The organism is Streptomyces sp. NPDC056948 (assembly GCF_042674225.1).
Classification (GTDB): Bacteria; Actinomycetota; Actinomycetes; order Streptomycetales; family Streptomycetaceae; genus Streptomyces; species Streptomyces purpurascens.
Window position 1 is genome coordinate 1 of sequence record NZ_JBHUQX010000656.1, and the last position, 3,368, is coordinate 3,368.

Annotated in this window: 1 protein-coding gene; it reads right to left on the reverse strand. The window is 68.2% G+C overall.

Annotation, left to right across the window (positions count from 1 at the left end; genetic code table 11):
* Nucleotides 1–41: 41 nt before the first annotated feature.
* Nucleotides 42–3,368: multifunctional oxoglutarate decarboxylase/oxoglutarate dehydrogenase thiamine pyrophosphate-binding subunit/dihydrolipoyllysine-residue succinyltransferase subunit (locus ACFTZL_RS43005; protein WP_382595497.1), on the reverse strand; the 3,327-nt coding region annotated here is incomplete at its 5' end.

Here is a 3,368-nt window from a genome sequence, read left to right on the forward strand (position 1 = left end):
AGCGGGGATGCGGCCCGGTCACGTACGACGCGCGAGGGCGCTTACGCCTCGAACACCTCACGCACCAACTGCTCCTGCTCGGCCTGGTGCCGCTTCGCGGAACCCACCGCCGGGGACGAGCCGTGCGGACGCGAGATGCGGCGCAGGCGCTCGCCGTGCGGGACGTCGGCGCCGACCGCCAGGTCCAGGTGGTCGATCAGGTTGAGCGCGATGAACGGCCAGGCACCCTGGTTCGCCGGCTCCTCCTGGGCCCACAGGTACTTCTCGGCGTTCGGGTACTTCTTGATCTCCGCCTGGAGCTCGGCACCCGGCAGCGGGTACAGGCGCTCGATGCGGATGATCGCCGTGTCCGTGACGCCGCGCTTCTGACGCTCGGCCTCCAGGTCGTAGTAGACCTTGCCGGCGCAGAAGACGACCTTCTTGACCGCGGCCGGGTCGACCGACGCGTCGCCGATGACCGGCTGGAACTGGCCCGTCGTGAACTCCTCCGCCTGCGCCGCCGCCGCCTTCAGGCGCAGCATCGACTTCGGCGTGAAGACCACCAGCGGCTTGTGGTGCGGGTTGTGCACCTGCCACCGCAGGAGGTGGAAGTAGTTCGACGGCGACGTCGGCGTGGCGACCGTCATGTTGTTCTGGGCGCACATCTGGAGGAAGCGTTCCGGGCGGGCCGAGGAGTGGTCCGGACCCTGGCCCTCGTAACCGTGCGGCAGGAGCAGGACCACGCCGGACGTCTGGGCCCACTTCTGCTCGGCCGACGAGATGAACTCGTCCACGACCGTCTGCGCGCCGTTGACGAAGTCGCCGAACTGCGCCTCCCACATCACGAGCGCCTCGGGGCGGGCCAGCGAGTAGCCGTACTCGAAGCCCATCGCCGCGTACTCGGAGAGGAGGGAGTTGTAGACGTTCAGCCGCGCCTGGTCCTCGGAGAGGTACTGCAGCGGCGTGTACTCGTCGCCCGTGGTGCGGTCGATGATGACCGCGTGGCGCTGGCCGAACGTACCGCGCTGCGAGTCCTGGCCCGCGAGGCGGACCGGGACGCCCTCCAGCAGGAGGGAGCCGATCGCGAGGGTCTCGCCCATGCCCCAGTCGATCGTGCCGTCCTCGACCATCGCCGCCCGGCGCTGGAGCTGCGGCAGCAGACGCGGGTGGACGGTGATGTGGTCGGGGATGTTGACCTGGGACTCGGCGATCCGCTTGACGACCTCCGAGGTGACCGCGGTGTTCACGGCGACCGGGAACTCGGCCTGCGGGTCGGTGGGCTCCGCGGCGGCCGGCTGCGAGGTGGCCTCGCGGACCTCCGTGAAGACCTTCTCGAGCTGGCCCTGGTAGTCCTGCAGCGCCTGCTCGGCCTCTTCCAGGGTGATGTCCCCGCGACCGATGAGGGACTCGGTGTACAGCTTGCGCACCGAGCGCTTCTTGTCGATCAGGTCGTACATCAGCGGCTGGGTGAAGGCCGGGTTGTCCGACTCGTTGTGACCGCGGCGGCGGTAGCAGATGAGGTCGATGACCACGTCCTTGTTGAACGCCTGGCGGAACTCGAAGGCCAGCCGGGCCACGCGGACGACGGCCTCGGGGTCGTCGCCGTTCACGTGGAAGATCGGCGCCTCGATCATGCGGGCCACGTCGGTGGCGTACATCGACGAGCGCGAGGACTCCGGCGCCGCCGTGAAGCCGACCTGGTTGTTGATGACCACGTGGACCGTGCCGCCGGTACGGTAGCCGCGCAGCTGCGACATGTTCAGGGTCTCGGCCACCACGCCCTGGCCCGCGAAGGCCGCGTCGCCGTGGATCGCCACCGGCAGGACCGTGAAGTCCGTGCCGCCCTTGTTGATGATGTCCTGCTTGGCGCGGGCGATGCCCTCCAGGATCGGGTCGACCGCCTCCAGGTGCGAGGGGTTGGCGGCCAGCGAGACCTTGATCTGCTCGCCGTCCAGGCCCGTGAAGGTGCCCTCGGCGCCCAGGTGGTACTTCACGTCGCCGGAGCCGTGCATCGACTTCGGGTCGAGGTTGCCCTCAAACTCGCGGAAGATCTGCGCGTACGACTTGCCGACGATGTTCGCCAGGACGTTCAGCCGGCCGCGGTGGGCCATGCCGACGACGACCTCGTCGAGACGGGACTCCGCCGCGCTGTCCAGGACCGCGTCCAGGAGCGGGATGACGGACTCGCCGCCTTCCAGGGAGAAGCGCTTCTGGCCGACGTACTTCGTCTGCAGGAAGGTCTCGAAGGCCTCGGCGGCGTTCAGCCGGCGCAGGATGCGCAGCTGCTCCTCGCGCTCCGGCTTGGTGTGCGCGCGCTCGATGCGGTCCTGGATCCACCGGCGCTGCTTCGGGTCCTGGATGTGCATGAACTCGACGCCGGTGGTGCGGCAGTACGAGTCGCGCAGCACGCCGAGGATGTCGCGCAGCTTCATCAGGGACTTGCCCGAGAAGCCACCGACGGCGAACTCACGCTCCAGGTCCCACAGGGTGAGCCCGTGCTCGGTGATGTCCAGGTCGGGGTGCTTGCGCTGCTGGTACTCCAGCGGGTCGGTGTCGGCCATGACGTGGCCGCGGACCCGGTAGGAGTGGATCAGCTCGAAGACGCGGGCGGCCTTCGTGACGTCGTCGTCGTGCGAGGCGTCGATGTCCTTGAGCCAGCGGACCGGCTCGTAGGGGATGCGCAGCGCCTCGAAGATCTCGTCGTAGAAGTTGTTCTCACCGAGGAGGAGGTTCGCGACGATCCGCAGGAACTCGCCGGAGGCGGCGCCCTGGATCACCCGGTGGTCGTAGGTCGACGTGAGCGTCATGACCTTCGAGATGCCGAGCTTGTTCAGGGTGTCCTGGGAGGTGCCCTGGAACTCCGCCGGGTAGTCCATGGAGCCGACGCCCATGATCACCGACTGGCCGGGCATCAGGCGCGGCACGGAGTGGACGGTGCCGAGGCCGCCGGGGTTGGTCAGGGAGACCGTCACGCCGGTGAAGTCGTCCATGCCGAGCTTGCCGTCGCGCGCGCGGCGGACGATGTCCTCGTAGGCCTGCCAGAACTCGAAGAAGTTCAGCGTCTCGGCCTTCTTGATGCCCGCGACGACCAGCTGACGGTCGCCGTTGGGCTTGACCAGGTCGATGGCGAGGCCGAAGTTGACGTGCTCGGGCTTGACCAGGGTCGGCTTGCCGTCCTTCTCCGCGAAGGAGTAGTTCATGGACGGCATGGCCTTGATGGCCTGCACCATCGCGTAGCCGATCAGGTGCGTGAAGGAGATCTTCCCGCCCCGGGCGCGCTTCAGGTGGTTGTTGATGACGATGCGGTTGTCGAAGAGCAGCTTCACCGGGACCGCGCGCACGGACGTGGCCGTGGGCACCTCCAGCGAGGCGTTCATGTTCTTCGCGAC